This is a genomic window from Bacillus sp. UNC41MFS5, assembly GCF_000686805.1.
In genome coordinates this window covers 397,881-416,362 of the sequence record NZ_KK366019.1, presented here as the reverse complement: position 1 = coordinate 416,362, position 18,482 = coordinate 397,881, and the positions used below count along the sequence as shown (strand labels likewise).

The 18,482-nt window shown below is 40.4% G+C and carries 14 protein-coding genes; 1 reads left to right on the top strand and 13 read right to left on the bottom strand.

Translation table 11 applies throughout. The features are described from left to right. Positions 1-26: 26 nt before the first annotated feature. The 13 genes from BR30_RS0128620 to BR30_RS0128560 form a co-directional block, all read right to left on the bottom strand. Positions 27-1,151: an HAD family hydrolase gene (locus BR30_RS0128620; protein ID WP_026568030.1), complete on the bottom strand. Its 1,125-nt coding sequence runs from the start codon at positions 1,149-1,151 to the stop codon at positions 27-29. A gap of 154 nt (positions 1,152-1,305) precedes the next feature. Beyond that, entirely contained in the window at positions 1,306-2,514 is a 1,209-nt protein-coding gene (locus BR30_RS0128615) for an acyl-CoA dehydrogenase family protein (protein WP_026568029.1), read from the bottom strand. A gap of 14 nt (positions 2,515-2,528) precedes the next feature. Beyond that, a complete protein-coding gene (locus BR30_RS0128610) occupies positions 2,529-3,713 on the bottom strand; it encodes a CaiB/BaiF CoA transferase family protein (RefSeq protein WP_026568028.1) in 1,185 nt (394 codons plus the stop codon). Positions 3,714-3,884: 171 nt separating this feature from the next. After that, complete coding sequence (locus BR30_RS0128605) at positions 3,885-5,306, bottom strand: NAD-dependent succinate-semialdehyde dehydrogenase (protein WP_155928926.1); 1,422 nt, start codon at positions 5,304-5,306, stop codon at positions 3,885-3,887. 39 nt (positions 5,307-5,345) lie between these two features. After that, complete coding sequence (gene gabT, locus BR30_RS0128600) at positions 5,346-6,716, bottom strand: 4-aminobutyrate--2-oxoglutarate transaminase (RefSeq protein WP_026568026.1); 1,371 nt, start codon at positions 6,714-6,716, stop codon at positions 5,346-5,348. 28 nt (positions 6,717-6,744) lie between these two features. Continuing rightward, on the bottom strand, positions 6,745-8,118 hold the full coding sequence (locus BR30_RS0128595) for a putrescine aminotransferase (protein WP_026568025.1): 1,374 nt from the start codon (positions 8,116-8,118) through the stop codon (positions 6,745-6,747). A gap of 24 nt (positions 8,119-8,142) precedes the next feature. After that, complete coding sequence (locus BR30_RS0128590) at positions 8,143-9,615, bottom strand: aldehyde dehydrogenase family protein (RefSeq protein WP_026568024.1); 1,473 nt, start codon at positions 9,613-9,615, stop codon at positions 8,143-8,145. Between the two features lie 237 nt (positions 9,616-9,852). After that, positions 9,853-11,976 carry a sigma 54-interacting transcriptional regulator gene (locus BR30_RS0128585; protein WP_026568023.1) on the bottom strand — a complete coding sequence of 708 codons (2,124 nt, stop codon included), beginning with the start codon at positions 11,974-11,976 and terminating at the stop codon, positions 9,853-9,855. Between the two features lie 115 nt (positions 11,977-12,091). Then, positions 12,092-12,340 (bottom strand): biotin/lipoyl attachment domain-containing protein, encoded by a 249-nt coding sequence (locus BR30_RS0128580; protein WP_026568022.1) that lies wholly within the window; start codon positions 12,338-12,340, stop codon positions 12,092-12,094. 21 nt (positions 12,341-12,361) lie between these two features. Next, on the bottom strand, positions 12,362-12,652 hold the full coding sequence (locus BR30_RS0128575; RefSeq protein ID WP_026568021.1) for an SAV0927 family protein: 291 nt from the start codon (positions 12,650-12,652) through the stop codon (positions 12,362-12,364). 31 nt (positions 12,653-12,683) lie between these two features. Next, a complete protein-coding gene (locus BR30_RS0128570) occupies positions 12,684-13,970 on the bottom strand; it encodes a Glu/Leu/Phe/Val family dehydrogenase (protein ID WP_026568020.1) in 1,287 nt (428 codons plus the stop codon). Positions 13,971-14,162: 192 nt separating this feature from the next. Then, positions 14,163-15,524, bottom strand: coding sequence for an APC family permease (locus BR30_RS0128565; RefSeq protein ID WP_197032428.1), 1,362 nt, complete (start codon positions 15,522-15,524; stop codon positions 14,163-14,165). A 326-nt stretch (positions 15,525-15,850) separates the two neighbouring features. After that, complete coding sequence (locus tag BR30_RS0128560) at positions 15,851-17,191, bottom strand: APC family permease (RefSeq protein ID WP_026568018.1); 1,341 nt, start codon at positions 17,189-17,191, stop codon at positions 15,851-15,853. A gap of 319 nt (positions 17,192-17,510) precedes the next feature. On the opposite strand from BR30_RS0128560, the gene speB reads away from it, so the two are divergent. Next, complete coding sequence (speB, locus tag BR30_RS0128555; protein WP_026568017.1) at positions 17,511-18,446, top strand: agmatinase; 936 nt, start codon at positions 17,511-17,513, stop codon at positions 18,444-18,446. The last annotated feature ends 36 nt before the right edge of the window (positions 18,447-18,482 follow it).

The following is an 18,482-nucleotide window of genomic DNA, read 5'->3' as shown; positions in this document are numbered from 1 at the left end:
CTGAGGCAATCCCTTTTCTATATTTTTCATAATATCCCTTTCAAATCGAGCACTGTATCAAGAATATAGTCTGCTTTATGTTTTTCAAAGTCACATCTCGCATCTTTTCCTGAAAGGCCAGTTAGAACGGCTGCAAACTGACAGCCAAGTTTTCTTGCTGCTAATAAATCCGCCAAAGAGTCTCCTACAACTAAAACTGTTTCAGCATTTTCAAGCGGTAATCTCGTATTTAAACCCTCTTGAATTGGTGTCTCCTTCCCGAGCAGTCCCATAATATATGTAAATGGGTGCGGCTTCGATAGTGACATTCGTTCTGGAAGCTCCAATTCCGCCTTTAGCACATCATCAGCAGTTACGATCCGATTTTCATTAAAATGTTTCAACCAATCTAAATGCTGAAATGGCTGAATAGTTTCAAGTTCAGGCCTGCCTGTCCCGATACCAATCATGTATCCTGATGAATTCAGGAATTGGAATAACTCGTTAATTTCCTGCCTAGGGGCTAATGTTGTTTCATTGGCCAAGAAGCCCTTTTTCCCATGTTGAACAGATGGCCTTCCAGTCGAAGCGAGGACATGTTCATCCCCCACATACCACTCTTGGGAAACATGCTCACAAACGGACCAAAGCTCCCCCTTGTTAAAAATAGAAGTTTCTACCCCAATTTTCTCTGAGGTTAGTTCATTCAAATAACTAAACAACTCCTGCTTCGTTGCCTCTGAGCGTGCAAACTCCTGCACAAACAAACTGAAATCTAGTTTCACATGGTAATTACATAACACCTTGCCCATCTCAACTAGGGTTTCACGATTGATTGGTGCCTGACACCAGTTATTAATTTTCTCGAATTCAATATCTTTGATTTGCGAGAGCAGGTGGATTAGCTGGTGGCTGAAGGATAGATAGATCATGTCCCAGTTGGCGTTTAGACCGCGTGATTTCATTAACTTTAGAACTTTATCGTTTTCAAATACTAATTCTCTTATTTCCTGGATTTCCTCATCATTATAGTCCGTTTTAAACTGCATAGGTTCGAGCCCCAAGTAATTAGGGCTAATCAGCATTTCCCAAACGGTTAAAGCAGAAGCATCAAAATAATGCTCTTCGCTTAATAGGACCCCATCAACGTCAAACAAAATGGTTTTAATCAAATTCTACACCCTCATTTCCTCTTCACTTTATTACGTTATCGTAACACAGTAGAACAAACAATATGAAGTAAATTATTTAATAATACAATAATAGTAAAAGAACAAGCCGTGTACCAGTTTTCCAACTGCACGGCTTGTTCTTTTTATTATAAATTTACCCTTTTATCAAACTTTCTTCAAACGGCCAGGCTGGAAGCACTTTCCTTAGTAGCTTGTCCTCACGATAGCCGAGGGCATACTCTCCCTGCATGATGGTGTGGATTTCTCTTGTTCCTTCATAAATTACAGGAGCCTTAGCATTTCGTAAATAACGCTCTACTGGGAATTCATTGGAGAAGCCATACGCCCCGTGAATTTGGACCGCATCGTTGGCAGCTTCAAAGGCGGCATCGCAGGAAATCCATTTGGCTAATGACGTTTCTTGGGTATTCCGTTTGCCCTTATTTTTTAGCCAGCCAGCCTTAAAAACAAGCAAACGTGAAATCTCTAGATTAGCGGACATTTTTGCAATCATTTGCTGGACAAGTTGGTGCTTGCCAATTTCTTTGCCAAAGGTCTTCCTCTCCTCACAATATTTGACGCTAGCTTCCAGCGAAGCCATAATCGTACCACATGCACCTGCGGCTACTGTAAAGCGGCCATTGTCGAGGGCGGACATAGCAATTTTAAAGCCTTCTCCTTCATAGCCTAACAAATTCTCTGCTGGAACCCTGACATGATCTAAGAATATCTCCCCCGTATTTCCTGCCCGAATTCCCAGTTTTCCTTTTATGGCTTTAGTAGAAAGCCCTGCAAATGTCCGTTCTACAATAAAACAAGAGATTCCATAGTGACCAGCTTTCGTGTCTGTTTTTGCAAAAATTAAAAAGTGATCAGCCACATCACATAGTGAGATCCATGTTTTTGACCCATTTAAAATATAGTAATCTCCATCTTTGACTGCTGTCGTTTCCATTGCAGCCACATCGGAGCCAGCATTCGGTTCTGTTAATCCAAAGGCACCTATCTTTTTACCACTCGCCTGTGGAAGAAGGTATTTTTGTTTCTGCTCCTCTGTACCCCACTGCAATAATGTCATACTGTTCAAACCAGTATGTACTGATACCGCGGTCCGGAAAGCCGTGTCACCTCGCTCCAGTTCTTCACAAACAATTGCGAGGGTATTATAGTCCATTCCCACTCCGCCATATTCCTCGGGAATACATACTCCCATTAACTGTAATTCTGCTAATCGTTTTAAAATATTAATCTCAAAATGACCTTTTTCATCCCACTCCTTGATATAGGGCAGAATTTCTCGGTCTACAAATGATCGAACCACCTTTCTAACACTTTTTTGCTCTTCAGATAAAGAAAAATTCATTATAAGTTCCTCCCCTAGATAATATGATCTTGTTTCATTTTTACGATTTCAAGATTGGAATAACCCAGTTTAAGCAGAACTTCATCTGTATGCTCACTGTACAATGGCGGATGCATATCGATTTTTACTGGCGATTTTGAAAACTTTAATGGTGAACCCACAAGCATTAAGTCAGAAATCGTTGGATGCTCTATCTTCACAACCATGTCCCTTGCGATCGCTTGTTCTGAATCCAAAGCCTCCTTCACATTGTTAATCGGTGCATTGGGAATTCCTGCTTCATCAAGTAACACTTTCCACTCCGCCCTTGACTTCGTCTTTAATTTTGAGGCAATGATTTTTTCCAGGTCATCCTTTTTTTGCAGGCGACCTGAATTTTTTTTATATTGGTCGCTTAAAAGGACTTCATCTTCAAGCAGGATTGCTAGTTTCTGATATTGTCGGTCATTTCCAACGGCAAGGATAAAGTCGCCATCATTTGCGGCAAACACTTGATATGGAACTATATTGGGGTGCGCATTACCGAGCCGTTCAGGGATTATCCCAGAGCATAAAAAATTACTAGCAACATTCACTAATGCAGCCAACTGGGAATCAAATAATGAAATATCTATTTCCTGCCCCTCTCCAGTCCAATTGCGGTGCTGGATGGCTCCTAAAATACCGATACAGGTAAAAAGACCAGTAAGTACATCTGCAATGGCAACACCGACCTTTGCAGGCTGTCCATCCTTTTCACCTGTTATGCTCATCAAACCTGACATGGCTTGAATCATATAGTCATAGCCAGGAAGATGGGAATTAGGGCCGGTAGTGCCAAAGCCACTGATTGAGGCTAAAATAATTCCTTCATTAACCTTCTTCATTTCCTTATATCCGAACCCTAATCTGTCGAGGGTCCCTGGCTTAAAATTTTGGACAACAATATCAGCATCACAAACGAGCTTTTTTAAGATTTCAATGCCCTTAGGTGTTTTTAAGTTTAAAGTGATCCCTTGTTTGTTTCGATTAGCACACAGATAATAGGCACTCTCTCCTTCTAGAAAGGGTGGTCCCCAGCCCCGTGTTTCATCCCCAAAATCGACACTTTCAATTTTGATTACCTCAGCCCCCATATCGCCTAAGATCATCGTGCAATAAGGACCTGCTAGCACGCGCGATAAGTCTACAATTTTTAATCGGTGGAGCGGCCCCGCCATTTTTCTGCCTCCTTTCTTTCAAATTAGTAAATTAATAAATTGATTTGATTCTATTTAAAGACAAAAGGAAGCAAATCTATCATCTGGACTTTTCCAAAGTAAAAGCCAGCGAAACAATCAATCAATAGAAAAAAACTCTGATCGTCTCGCTGGCAATTTTTTAAAACGCTATTATAAATCCAAACCTATCGATATATATTTTACTTCTAAAAACTCTTCAATGCCGTAGTGTCCACCTTCACGTCCTAGACCGCTCTCCTTAAAGCCCCCGAATGGTGCTTGAACGACTGAGGGCAGGGCGTCATTCAGGCCAATGATTCCATACTCCAGTTGTTCGGTGATTCTAAAGGAACGGCTTAAATTTTCAGTATACACATAGGCAGCTAAACCGTAACAAGAATTGTTGGCCCGTTCAATAACTTCTTCTTCGGTTTTAAAAGTGGAAATCGGAGCGAGTGGGCCAAAGATTTCATCTTTCATACATTCCATCTCATCATTAATATTGGTCAGAATTGTGGGTGCATAGAAATATCCGTTATTTTCAGCTGGGGCAAGCCCGCTATAAATGACTTTTCCACCTTTCTCAACTGCGTCCTTAACCAGCCCATCTACTTTTTTAAAAGCGGCATGATCAATTAATGGACCAATATCCGTTCCCGCTTCCAGTCCGTTGCCGACTTTTAGCTTTTCTAATTCTGCTTGGAAAAGCTTAGTAAATTCATCTGCAATCCCTTCTTGCACATAAACACGGTTCGTACAAATGCAGGTTTGACCAGCATTTCGAAATTTCGATTGTACAAGTCCTTCAGCGGCTTTCGCTAAATTAGCATCATCCATCACGATAAATGGGGCATTTCCACCAAGCTCTAATGATACCTTTTTAACCGTTTCTGCGGCACCACGCATCAATGTTTTCCCAACTTCAGTTGACCCTGTAAAGGTAATCTTTGTCACGCGTGGATCCTTCAACCACACTTCACCAATTTCTGACGACCTTCCAGTAATCACGTTCAGCACCCCTGCAGGAATGCCTGCTTCATGGGCTAGCTCAGCCATTTTTAATGCTGTAAGCGGCGTTTGGTTTGCAGGCTTCACAACAGCCGTACAACCTGCTGCCAGGGCAGGTGCTACTTTTCTCGTAATCATGGCAGCCGGGAAGTTCCACGGAGTAATCGCTGCAATCACACCAACCGGTTCTTTTCTAACTAGTATTCTTTTATGTGGATGTGTTGCTGGAATCGTCTCACCATATACCCGTTTCCCTTCTTCGGCATACCAAGAGATAAAGCCATTTGCATACTGAACTTCCCCAAGCGCTTCTTTAAGCGGTTTACCTTGTTCAATTGTCATGATTCGAGCAATTTCATGCTTGTTTTCCTCAATTAAGTAAAACCATTTCATCAAGAGTTGATACCGCTCATCCGCAGTTTTTTTCGACCAGATTTTAAAGGCTTTATGGGCAGCATTCACCGCTTGTTCTGCTTCATAAGCACCACCTGTTGGCACAGCACCAATTACTTCTTTTGTAGCTGGATTATTAATTTCAGTTAAAACCTCATAATCATTGCCAACCCATTCCCCATTAATATACATGGGATAGATTTGATAATTTTTATTTACAATATCCATTTTTTATTCCCCTCCAACCGATAAGGCAGGATCATTTGTATATACTGCTTCTATTGCTTCTTCCATAATTTGCAAACCTTCTTCCAGTTGATCGTCTGTGATGGTAATTGGCATGAGAAGGCGAATCACATTGCTATAAATCCCAGCACTAAGTAACATCAGTCCACGTTCCCCAGCAGCTTTTACAATTTTTCCAGTCGCTTCTTTATCCGGTGTTTTGGATTGTCGGTCCTTTACCATTTCCATCGCACACATCGCACCTAGACCACGGACATCACCAATCCCCTCGAACCGCTCTGAAAGAAGGTGCATTTTTTCAAGCACGCGATTACCTATTTTTCTTGCCCGGTCATTAAGTTGTTCATTTTCAATAATATCTAATACTGTCAGTGCTGCCCTACATCCAAGCGGACTTCCCGCGTAGGTTCCACCAATTTCACCAACCTCGGCAGTATTCATAATTTCCGCCCTGCCAATCACGCCGCTGATAGGAACGCCAGCACCCATTGATTTTGAAATCGTAATTAAATCAGGTACCACTCCAAAATGATCAATTGCAAAGTACTTACCTGTCCGTGCAAACCCAGTTTGGATTTCATCTGCAATAAACAAGATTCCATATTGTGTACATATTTCCCTAACCCGCTTAACAAAAGCGGTGTCAGGCACTATAAACCCGCCTTCTCCTTGCACAGGTTCCATCACGACTGCAGCAATCGTTTCAGGTGCAGCTTCTGCCAGTAAAAATTGTTCAAATTGTTCGATCATCATGGCACTATATTGCTGTTCATCCATTCCTTCAGGGCGGTGGTACGCATATGGGTATGGCGCCTTGTAAACCTCTGGAGCGAACGGTCCAAAGCCGAACTTATACGGCTTCACTTTACTTGTCATCGTCATGGTCATTAACGTCCGGCCATGGAACCCCCTTGTGAACGAAACAATTCCTTGGCGCTTTGTATATTTCCTAGCAATCTTTACGGCGTTCTCAACCGCTTCTGCACCACTGTTAAAAAAAGCTGCCTGCTTGTCAAATTCCCCTGGTGCAAGCTGGCTAAGCCGTTCGGCTAAGGTGATATACGATTCATACATCATGACATTAAAACCGGTGTGGATAAATTGACTTGCTTGTTCCTGAAGGGCTCTAACTACTCTAGGATGAGAGTGGCCAACGTTTATCGTTCCAATAGCACCAGCAAAATCAATAAAACAATTACCGTCCACATCTTCTACCAGGGCTCCTTTTGCCTTTTTAACAAAGGAATGGCAGTTATTGCTGATTCCTTTTGGGACATATTTATTTCTTCGCTCCAAAATTTCCCTCGATTTCGGTCCAGGTATCTCTGTTTGGAGCTTGACATATTTCTTTTCCACTTCTGTGCTCCCCCTTTTAAAAAAATCGTTAAGCATCTAAATGTTCTAAGACCGTTTTGAAGGTGCTAACCACTTTATTAACCTCTTTATAGCTTATGGTCAATGCCGGTTCGATACGAATGGTTTTTGAATTAATTAATGTCCCAGCTACAAGGATTCCTCTGTCAAACATTCCTTTTGAGACCTCGTAGCCTATTTCATCCTGATGGAATTCGATGCCAATCATTAAGCCTTGTCCACGAATCTCCTGAACCTTGCCTTCATGGCCTTTTGCTGCCTTTTTCAATTCTTCAAGGAAATAGGCTCCCACTTCCGCTGCTCTCTCTGGTAACTTATCTTCAATTAAAACCCCAATTGTCGCAATCGCTGCCGCACATGCTAACGGATTGCCGCCGAAGGTGGTTGTATGCATAAACGGATTATTAAACCAGCTCTTGAAAACTTTTTCAGTAGCTACAACGGCACCAGCGGGCATCACGCCGCCGCCAAATGCTTTTGCTAGACAGATAATATCTGGAACAACTTCATATAATTCTGCGGCGAACATTTTCCCCGTCCGGCCCATTCCTGTTTGCACTTCATCAAATATGAGCAACGAGCCGTATTGATCACAAAGCTCACGGACTTGCTTTAAATAGTTTTCCGGTGGAAGAATAATTCCGCCTTCACCCTGAATCGGCTCTAAAAGAACAGCAGCGACATCTTCGCCAACTGAAGCACAGACCTCAAAGGTTTTTCTCATCATATCAATATCGCCAAATGGCACATGACGGAAGCCTGGGATTAATGGCAGGAATGGTTTACGGAACATCCCTTTCGCGGTACCCGACAACGAGCCTAAACTTTTCCCATGGAACGCACGAGTGGTAGAGATAAAAGTTGTCCGCTCGCTGTACATTTTCGCAAGTTTCAGGGATGCTTCAACGCTTTCCGTCCCGCTGTTTGTAAAGAAGGCATACTTTAAATCCCCTGGAGTGATATCGGCTAAAATTTTTGCTAACATCGCACGAAGTGGATCCAGCAAATCCTGACTATGGAGCGCTTGACGTTTTAATTGATCAGTTACCGCTTTAACTACCTTCGGATTACGATGACCTACATTATAGATGCCAAATCCGCCAAGGCAATCGATATATTCTTTGCCATTGACATCCTTAAAACAAGATCCATTATCAGACCATTCCACTGCTGCAAATTGGCCGCCTTCAGTAACGGTTTTGCGGTATTCTAGGAATCCCGGATTTACGTGTTCACGGAAGCCTTCAACTGTTTCTTTGGTAATCCAAGCCGCTTCCACTTCATTAATTTCCTCTTTTTCTATTAAGCTTAAAACCTTATTAATATATTCACTTACGTTTTGATTTTGCTCACTTTTTAATTCATGTTTTATATCAATACTCATATTTTTATTCCTCCTATTAAATGATTAATTAGAAAACCAGCCAATTGGTTCAACCTGCAAATTAATATTTATCTGTTTTATTTCTTGAAATTCTTCAAGTCCAAACGTACCTAGACTGCGTCCAATACCACTTTGCTTATAGCCGCCCCACGGTGCTTCGTTATAAGTAGGATGGTAGGAATTTACCCATGTAATCCCTGCACGCAGCTTTTTAATGACCCTTAGTGCCTTTGCACCATTATTAGAAAACACACCACCGGCTAACCCATAAACAGTGCCATTTGCTAGTTTAATAGCTTCTGCTTCGTCCTTGAACTTCTGGATGACTACAACAGGACCGAAGATTTCCTCCTGAACAATTCTCATCTCTTGGGCGACATCGACAAAAACCGTCGGTTCCACAAAATAACCATTTCCTAATCCGTTAGCGACCATCCGCTTTCCACCGCAAGCTACTGTCGCACCTTCCTTTTTACCTAGTTCAATGTAGGAAAGAACTTTTTCTAAGTGTTCCTGACTGACAAGGGGACCCATTTCTGTGGCAGGTTTATCACCAGGTCCTACTTGAATTTTCTTTGCCCGCTCAACAAAACGCTGGACGAATTGATCATAGATGCTTTCTTCCACGAGGATCCTTGAACCAGCGGAACATACTTGACCAGAACCTGCGTAGATTCCAAATAACGCATAATCCACTGCTATTTCAAAGTCAGCATCAGCAAAAATGATATTCGGCGATTTACCGCCTAGTTCTAAAGAAACTTTCTTCATCGTGTCGGCTGCTGTTTTCATAATGTGCTTGCCAGTTTTCGTTCCACCTGTAAATGAGATCATATCGACCTCAGGGTGGGAAGCGATTTCATTTCCAACAACCGCTCCAGCTCCCATTACCAGATTGGCAACCCCTTTTGGCAAAGCGACTTCTTCAAGAATTTCGAAAAGCTTTTTAGGTGTAACTGGTGTCACTTCGGACGGTTTAAAGACAATTGTATTTCCTGCCGCTAGGGCTGGGGCAATTTTCCACACACTCATTAACAGTGGATAATTCCAAGGAACAATCAATCCGCATACCCCAACCGGTTCACGGACAACCATAGCCTGCATTGGATCAGCGACATGATACGTCTGCCCATCAGGCTTTGTAATCAGTCCTGCATAATAGCGAAAACAGGCGGCTGCATCACCGACATCAAAGCCCGCTTCTCTCAATGGCTTCCCATTATCCATCGTTTCCAGATAGGTCAATTCATCGGCATATTCATCAATTTTGTCAGCAATTTTTAATAAATAGGAGGATCGTTCCTGAGCAGAAATCCCAGACCAAACGCCATCATCGAAAGCTTTTCGTGCTGCATAAATTGCCGCACGCGCATCAGCGACTGTTCCTTCAGGCGCATATGATATAACCTCACCATTTGCAGGATTAATTACTGGGCGTGTTTCTTGATTTTCGGCATCTTTCCATTCACCATTAATAAACATCTTCAGGTTTACCACTCGTTTATTTACCTCAACCATTTAAATTCCTCCTTTATTCACCCTCACTAACAATATATGCAAGAAGCGTGCCAACGAATAAAACCTACCAAAATAATGATCTTTCAAAAAATCCGAATGAATACTATTCAAATCTGCATAACCCTATGATTGATTGAATAGGGGAACCTATTACGCCTAAATTTAGCAGTTAATAAAAAAAAGCTGCTTCAGATCATTAGACCTGAAGCAGCTCAATTAAAAGGGTGATAGGTTTTCCATTTTTATATTTTTCTCAGTTACTATTTTTTGATACTTTCTACTAACAGATGACTGGCTGATACCTAGGGCTTTTGCTGCTTTTGTTGTCGTTTTGTATTGGTTCATTGCCATCACAATTAACTGCTCCTCGACATGGTCGATAGCCTCCTGTAATGGAATGACCCTTGTAATGACTGGCTTCATTTTTTTATGTTCAAAGCCCGTGGATAAAAATTGGCTGACGAACTCCGCATCAATCGACGGATGTTCGGCCGTGACTACTAATCTTTCAATAATATTTTGAAGTTCCCTGACATTCCCCGGCCACGGATAAAACTCTAGTACATTAATAGCATCAGGGGTTAGATGATAATTTCGCTCATATTTCTCATTCAATTGCTGGAGGAAATGAAAGGCAAGCAGCGAAATATCCTCTGTCCTCTCCCTTAAGGGCGGGATGTGTATCGGTATGACATTCAAGCGATAAAATAAATCCTCGCGGAATGTCCCTTCCTCAACCATTTTTTCTAATTTTTTATTCGTAGCCGCAATAATCTGCACATTCACCTTAATAGGGGTAGTACTCCCAATCGGAATAACTTCCTGCTCCTGTAGAACTCGTAATAGTTTCACCTGTAAATGGATTGGCATCTCACCGATTTCGTCTAGAAATAAAATACCACCATCTGCTTGTTTAAAGTAGCCTTCTTTTCCATTTTTATCAGCACCGGTAAAAGATCCCTTCGCATAACCAAATAGTTCACTTTCGAGTAAATTTTCCGGAATTGCCCCGCAATTTAATTTAAGAAAGGGCTTCGCCTGGCGTCTGCCTAATTGGTGGATTGCTTGAGCAATTACCTCTTTTCCGACCCCAGATTCTCCGTTCAAAAGTACTGTGGAGGAAAAATCAGCAATTTTCTTGGCCTGATTAATAACCTTCTCCATTTTAGGACTACAATAAATGAGTTTTTTCAAAAAGCGGTCCTTACTTTTAAAATCATCCAATTCCTTCTTATATTGTTCTGATATCTTTTTCATTTCCTGCAATTCACTTTTTAGTCGTGTGGTTTCGGTAATATCGCGTGATGCAATGATAATCCGGTCAAGTTCATTTTGATCATTAAAGACGGGATTTCCGACGGCAAGAATTTTTCTCCCAGCTTTGGTTTCTTGAACAACAGAGACTTTTTTTCCTTTCTCCAATACAAGTCTTGTGACCGAAGGTGTAAACAGCCCCTGGTCCTCAAGTTCAAGAATATTCTTTCCAATCAGCTCTTTTAAATCAACTTTCCAGAAATCTTGGATAATGTTTTCACTAAACCTGATTAGCTCTCCTTTATTATTCACCACGAGAATTTCATCATAGATACTAGACAAAATCGCATGCAGGTCCATATTTAAATCTTTAATATATTCTATTTCCATAGCCATTTCTTCGACCATTGGCAAATCCTGGGCAACAATGATGATTCCATCTACTTCATTCTCATAGTTCAAGATAGGGCTATAATCGACGAGAATCCCAATTTCATTCTTGATGACCAAGTGATTAAGAAGCGTCTTACCGGTGGAAAATACCTGTTCAAGATGGGTGCTGCTAAAAATTTCTCCTGCTGGAAGATTCAAAACCTTTTCTGCGGTCGATCGAATCATTTTTAAACCAGCTTCATTATAATTAATAATTCGCTTTTCTTTATCCAATACAAAAATGCCCATCGGAATCGAGGTTAGAATAATTTTAAGTAGGTCAACACTTTTATTTTCCTGTTTAAAAAGCTCAGCAAGAACATCTTCTCTGCTAATGTAACCAGCGGGGGTACCATCCGCATCTCTAATAATCGCAAAAGGTTCGCCAATAATTTGGAACAACGCAGGCAAAGAGATTTGTTCACTAAGATGGCAGATACTATCTAAAGATTTCGCTTGTTCAAGTAATGATTCCATCGAGACATGCTCTTTATTATTGTTTTCAAGCATGACATACGCAAATAAATGATTTTGTCTTTTTAAAAACAAAAAGGGTTCTTTAAGGTTATTAAAGGTTGATCGAAAAACTACTTCACTTTCATCCACGTCCACTGAAATAATTGGTTTCACTTTTTCTTTGGCAACAGAAAACATCGTTTACTTCCCCCTTAACACCTTATCTATCTAATACTATCATTTTATTTGCAATATTTTAAATTAAATATTACACAAAAAAGAAGATGAGCGACCCATCTTCTTTTACTTGCCATTAATCACTACCGGTAACAAATAAATCTTCCTTTATATAAGCGAGTACCATCCCGGGAATAACATAATCTCCTTCCTGTACTTCGAGCGATTCTACTTCACCACTTAAACATGTCTGAACCGTTTCCTCTTTTCCTGCTTCGGAAGTAATGATAAATAGGGTTTCCCACTCATAAATTCTCGACTCACTTTTAATCGAAATCCTTTCCACCTTGCCATAACATGGGCTAAGTACAATACCATAATACATGGAATTCCTCTCCTTTTTCGTTTAATACTGCTCGTGAAAAGGTCGTGTCAGTAATACTTGACTAAAAAATTCTTGAAATTCAGGAATATCCTCCGCTTCGATTCCCAATCTTTCTGCCCAATGATCATCTGATAAAGTGTCTTCTTGACAAAGTAAGACCATGTTCCCTGACTGAATCGAAGTGACCATCGCTTTCCCAAAAAATTGCTCTGAATAGCCAATCATTAAATCGTAGCGGTGGTTATGTGAAATTAAACAAAAATAATGTAACAGCTGCTGTTCTTTTTGTTCGGCTAATATATCCAGTTTCATTAAAACCTTCCTCCTTTTTTCTGTTTCATTTTTAATATTTCAACCAGCCACGAAGCCTAGAAGCCTCTGCTAGTTTTTGAATTCCTTCAATATAAGCAGCAATTTTCATATTAACACCAAATTTTTTAGAGGTATGGTAAACCTTTAAAAAGCTTTCTGTCATTTTCTCCTTGAGACGTTCATCAACTATCTCCTCGGTCCAGTAATAGCCTTGATTGTTCTGACACCATTCAAAATAAGAGACAATGACACCGCCGGAATTGGCGAGGATATCAGGGACAACAAGAATCTGCTGATCATCTAGAATTTTTAAGGCTTCTTTTGTGGTAGGCCCATTGGCAGCTTCAATAATAATGCTACAGTTAAGTTTACTGGCATTATACTTATTGATCACTCCTGAGATTGCAGCAGGGATAAGGATATCACATTCTTTTTCTAATAACTCCTGGTTAGAAATAGAGCTATTAAAGCGATTAGAAACAATACCAAAGGAATCTCTATTTTCCAGAAGATATGGTATATCTAATCCGTTCTCATCATATACACCGCCAAGCATGTCACCGATACCAATTACTTTTGCTCCAATCTCATCTAGATACTGGGCAAGATAACTGCCGACATTACCGAACCCTTGTATGATGACACGTGTATCTTTTAACTGCATTTTCTTTAATTCACAGACCATTTGCAGCGTATATAAAACACCTTTTGATGTTGCTGTTTCCCTTCCTTTTGATCCACCGAGTGCAAGTGGCTTTCCGGTGATAAAACCGGGGGAGTCGAATTCACGTATATGGTCGAATTCATCGAGCATCCATGCCATAATTTGCGAGTTTGTATACATATCAGGTGCAGGAATATCCTTTGTGGGACCGACGAGTTGACTAACTGCCCTAACGTAGCCACGACTCAACCTTTCCAATTCATCTAAACTCATTTTACGAGGATCGCAGATGATGCCTCCTTTAGCACCGCCATAGGGAAGGTCGGTTATACCACATTTTAAGCTCATCCATCCGGCCAATGCCTTTACCTCATCAGGCGTGACGTCTGGATGAAACCGGATACCTCCTTTGGTTGGACCTGAGGCATCATTATGCTGGGCACGGTACCCTTGGAATATTTCTGTCTGCCCATTGTCCATTCGAACAGGGATGCTAACTTCTAAGAATCTCATTGGCTTCTTTAGAAATTCGAATACTTGGGGTGGGTAATTCAGGATGTTCACTGCTTCTTTTAATGTTTCTTGAAACTCAACAAGGGAATTATCTTGTTCTATTCCTTTCATATTCTTCATATCTAGAGATTCGACTGCCATTCTAACACCTCATTTTTAATTGTTACTTAAGGTTAAAGCAAGTTTCGTGCCAACTTAGAACTAGCGATTTTAATAGGTAATCAAGTAAAAAAGTAGAATTCCTATGAAGAAATGAGTCAATTATTCATTTCTGCATACCACCCCTTTTAAACAGTCAAAAAGCCAAGCGATAGCGCCTGGCTTTGGTAATTTCTATAGTGCAGAGGTTTTCTCCGCATCATCGATATTTAAATCGGCTATTTTGATTCGGAAAAATTTTGTTTGGTAAAGCATATACACTATACCAATAACAATCCATACAATCCCGCCAATGAGAGCATCAAATTGTAAGTTCGCCCACAAAATTCCTGTTAATCCTGCTCCAATGATTGGCATAACGAGATAAGAGAAAATATCTTTTGCTGTTTTATATCTCTTTTGGCGAAAAATGAAATGAGCGATGACCGATAAGTTGACAAATGTAAAAGCAATTAATGCGCCGAAATTTATAAATGAAGAAATGAGCTCTAAACTGGGAGCAATCGCTAGTAAAGAGACGAACCCAACCAAGATGACATTAAAAACCGGTGTCCGGAATTTGGGATGTACATACCCAAACGCCTTTTTAGGCAAAACCCCGTTTCGTCCCATAACGTACAAAAGCCTTGATACACTTGCATGGGAGGCAAGCCCGGAAGCTACAGTGGCTGCAAAAGCACCAGAAAGGAAAACCAGTTTAAAAATGGTTCCACCCACGAACAAACCGATTTCAGGTAGTGTATCATCGGTTACCTTGAAGCCCGAAACATCTGGAAATAGAGCTTGGGCGAAATAACTACAGCTGAAGAAAATGGCTCCACCAATAAAGACCGTTAACATAATCGCTCTCGGCATCGTTTTTTGATCGATAGCTTCTTCTGCATACATGGTTACTGCATCAAAACCAATGAAGGAGAAACAAACTACCGTAGCTCCTGTCAAAATGGCTCCAAAGTGAATATCAGAATGGAAGAGGGGGGCTGTGGTGAAAATGGTTCCTTGTCCCATTCCTTTGGAGAGCTGGACAAAGGCAAGAACTATGAATGCCGCAATTAAAACCACTTCAAAAATGACAAGCAGGGAATTTAAGCTCGATGTTTTCCCCATACTCCAAGCATTAATCGCCGTGACGATAGCAACATATGCAACAACCCATATCCATGCTGGCACCCCTGGAAATACTGAAACCATATAAATACGAATAATCAATGCATTAACCATCGGAAGCAATATATAATCAAGCAATGCTGCCCAGCCGACTAAAAAGCCAAGTTGTGGACTTATAGTCTCTCGTGTATACGTATAAGCCGACCCCGCACTTGGGAAAACCCGGACCATTTTTCCATAACTAATAGCGGTAAAAGCCATAACCACTAATGCTGCGAGGTACGCTAGAGGGACAACCCCATTCGTTTCTTCAGAAACTATTCCAAATGTATCAAACACGATCGTTGGTGTCATATAGCCCAATCCGAGCATAACGATTGCCCATAGCCCAAGTGAGCGCTTAAGAGTAGTATTCTCCAATTTAACCATCTCTCCTTTTATATTCGGATATTTGTTTATTAGCAAGAATTTGTAAGCACTTTCATTTCGTTCTAGCAATGAAGAACTTAAATCTTAAAAAAACACCCCAATAATTGTAGATGAGCTCCTCCTTCCATTCTACCTACTAATCTAACTATTTAAAATAGTTGCAATTTTCATACCAATCATCTTTCCTTTTAAATGTTATCTTTTATCAAAATTTTTTATGAAAAAATGCATAACCTACTCAGGTTTGAATAAATGGAGGACGATAGAACAAAAAAAGCAGTAGATTCTTATCACAGAATCAACTGCTTTCATAAAAAATTATTCGTTTATGCTTCCTCCGCTTTATATTGGGGTGGAGCTATTCGGAATGCCTTTGTTAGAAAAAGTAAGTAAGTAAATCCAACACTGAACCAAAGAATTCCCATAATCAAGGAACTAACCTCTAAATTGATCCAAAGGATCCCAACCGCCCCCGCACCAATTAAAGGCATTATAACGTAATCAAAAAAACCTCTAGGTGTCCTGTGCATCTTTTGACGAACGGCAAAGTGACTAACAACAGAAAGATTGACAAACGTAAAAGCCATTAACGCACCGAAATTAATTAACGAAGTCGCCGTAACTAGATCGAAGAACCAGGCCGACAAGGAGATGACACCCACAAATAAAACATTAATTGCAGGTGTACGCCATTTTGGATGAACGTATCCAAACCATTTATCGGGGAATACCTTGTCACGTCCCATAACATACAAGAGTCGGGAAACACTTGCATGTGATGCAAGTCCGGAGGCTAGTGTATTAACAAAGGTTGTACACAAGAAAATCGATTGGAACAGCTTTCCACCTACATATAAAGCAATTTCTGGAAGTGCAGCATCAGGTTCTTTGAATCTAGATATATCCGGAAAAAAGGATTGAATAAAAAACGATGTGGTAATAAAAATAACCCCTCCCCATAAAGCTGTAAGCAATATTGCTTTTGGGATCGTCTTTTGCGGATTGGGAGTTTCTTCAGACAATGTCGTAACAGCATCAAAACCCAAGAAAGAAAAGCAAAGAATCGTTGCACCGGTAATAAGGACTGGCAGGTTCATACCTTCAACAAAAAATGGATTTAAGCTAAAAACAGTTCCTGTTCCCTCTCCCGAATGTAAACCTTTAATAACCAGGATAATAAAGACGACCATGATTAGTATTTGAACAAGAACAAATAATGTATTGAAATTTGCCAGGGCATTTACGCTTCGCAAGTTTAAGAAGGTAACAATTCCTACAAACACTAAGACCCAAATAAAATCTGGCACAGATGGAAACAATGCATTTAGGTACAGTTTTGTTAACAAAGCGTTGACCATTGGCAAAAACAAATAATCAAGCAGCGAAGACCACCCAACTAGAAAACCCAGATGCCTGTTCATCGCTTTTTGGGTATACGTGTAGGCTGAGCCTGCTTGAGGGAAAACCCTCACAAGCTTCCCATAACTTGATGCTGTAAAAAGCATCCCAATCAATGCAATAATATAGGCTGTTGGTACATGCCCCTCAGTTACACCAGAAACAATTCCAAATGTGTCAAATACCACCATGGGAGTCATATAAGCTAACCCCATGATTACGACCTGCCACAGCTTTAACGATCTTTTCAGCTTTACGCCATTTTCCACATATCATACCTCCCCTTTAATTAAAACGCTTTCATAAAGAAATAACCCCTTTGTCTTCTGAAAATTTTTTATTCCCCCTCACTTATTTGAAAATTCAAATATATCATTGCAAATTTTGTGCCAAACTATAATTTTTAAAAATAATCTCTAATGAGGGGCTTGAATAGTCAGTTTAAGTCATTTTAATTATTCATCTACGCATACAATATTCCCAATTAAATAGTTTCTCGTCCTATTCACAACGATTCCTCTCATTATTTCATCTGGCACAATTCTTGCAATTTACAATTTATGAAAATAAAAAATGGGGGAATCTTATATGCACTATCCATTATCACCAGATGTTAAACCAGAATTTTGTACCACCGGGACCTTTATGAGGTTACCCTCTCACAGGGAAAATGCTAAATTAGCCATTGTTGGTGTCCCGTTTGATACTGCAGCCTCCTTTCGTGTTGGTGCTCGGTTCGCACCTCAGGCTATTCGTCAGTCGTCAATGACCCTATTCCCATATCATCCGATTCACAAGGTTTATCCTTTTGACGAATGTAATGCCATTGACATCGGTGATGTGTCTGTCATTCCGCATAACATCCATCGCAGTTATGAGGTAATTGAAAAAGCAATGATGGACCTGATGGAAAAAGGAATTATTCCAATTGGACTAGGGGGAGATCATTCTGTAACATTAGCCCATCTTCGAGCCGCAGTAAAAGTGCACGGTCCTGTTGCCTTAATTCATTTTGATTCTCATACAGATACTTGGGACACATATTATGAGGAAAAATATTGGCATGGTTCACCATTCATCCGAGCATACGAAGAGAATCTCCTCATTCCTGATAAGGTTTTCCAAGTAGGAATTCGAGGAACCCTGAATCATCCAGGTGATATTGACGCCAGCACGGATTTAGGCTATCACGTGATTACAACCCCTGAGCTAAAGCAACGAGGAATCGAAAATGTTATAAATGAAATGAAAGCAAAAATTGGTGATACACCTTGTTTCTTAAGCTTTGATATTGATTTTGTTGATCCTTCATGCGCACCAGGAACGGGAACACTAGAAGTTGGTGGTTTAAATAGCTTTGAAACGTTGCAAATCATCCGCTCTCTAACTGATTTTCACTTTATTGGTTTTGACTTAGTCGAGGTCTTGCCACCATATGATCCGACTCAGATTACATCATTACTTGCTGCCACCATTATCCATGAATTTGCTAGTCTCGTTGCTCTAAAAATTAAACAAGGTTAATAATTCAATATAAAAAAACAGTGATTCCATTTTCAG

Excerpts from the sequence above, each read along its gene's own strand:
- BR30_RS0128565 (WP_197032428.1), bottom strand. The coding sequence starts at position 15,524 with ATGGTTAAATTGGAGAATACTACTCTTAAGCGCTCACTTGGGCTATGG.
- BR30_RS0128610 (WP_026568028.1), bottom strand. The coding sequence starts at position 3,713 with ATGGCGGGGCCGCTCCACCGATTAAAAATTGTAGACTTATCGCGCGTG.
- BR30_RS0128575 (WP_026568021.1), bottom strand. The coding sequence starts at position 12,652 with ATGAAACTGGATATATTAGCCGAACAAAAAGAACAGCAGCTGTTACAT.
- BR30_RS0128570 (WP_026568020.1), bottom strand. The coding sequence starts at position 13,970 with ATGGCAGTCGAATCTCTAGATATGAAGAATATGAAAGGAATAGAACAA.
- BR30_RS0128615 (WP_026568029.1), bottom strand. The coding sequence starts at position 2,514 with ATGAATTTTTCTTTATCTGAAGAGCAAAAAAGTGTTAGAAAGGTGGTT.
- BR30_RS0128585 (WP_026568023.1), bottom strand. The coding sequence starts at position 11,976 with ATGTTTTCTGTTGCCAAAGAAAAAGTGAAACCAATTATTTCAGTGGAC.
- speB (WP_026568017.1), top strand. The coding sequence starts at position 17,511 with ATGCACTATCCATTATCACCAGATGTTAAACCAGAATTTTGTACCACC.
- BR30_RS0128595 (WP_026568025.1), bottom strand. The coding sequence starts at position 8,118 with ATGAGTATTGATATAAAACATGAATTAAAAAGTGAGCAAAATCAAAAC.
- BR30_RS0128580 (WP_026568022.1), bottom strand. The coding sequence starts at position 12,340 with ATGTATTATGGTATTGTACTTAGCCCATGTTATGGCAAGGTGGAAAGG.
- BR30_RS0128605 (WP_155928926.1), bottom strand. The coding sequence starts at position 5,306 with ATGTATATTAATGGGGAATGGGTTGGCAATGATTATGAGGTTTTAACT.